The following is a 203-nucleotide window of genomic DNA, read 5'->3' as shown; positions in this document are numbered from 1 at the left end:
TAAATTAGGTACAAACATCGTAGGTATCGTAGAAAACGGCGTAAGCGTATTAGGTAAATTATTCGGTTTCTAATAAACACTAAACATTCATAAATTACTTAGTTTTTCAAAAATAAAAAATAACGAAATGGAAAGATTAAAATGCAAAAATTAGCAGAAGCAATCGCAAACACAGTACAAGCAGGCCAAGGACATGACTGGGC

2 protein-coding genes are annotated in these 203 nt (G+C 32.5%); both read left to right on the top strand.

The annotated features are described in order from the left end of the window. Nucleotides 1-73 (top strand): beta-class phenol-soluble modulin (locus CD127_RS12885; RefSeq protein ID WP_240623884.1); only part of this gene is annotated, 73 nt, incomplete at its 5' end. Nucleotides 74-141: 68 nt separating this feature from the next. Next, nucleotides 142-203, top strand: a 62-nt coding sequence (locus tag CD127_RS12990; protein WP_420894004.1) for a beta-class phenol-soluble modulin, incomplete at its 3' end; no start/stop codon positions are given.

It is taken from the genome of Staphylococcus petrasii (genome assembly GCF_002902565.1).
Lineage (GTDB): Bacteria > Bacillota > Bacilli > Staphylococcales > Staphylococcaceae > Staphylococcus > Staphylococcus petrasii.
This window is presented reverse-complemented; position numbering and strand designations above follow the sequence as displayed.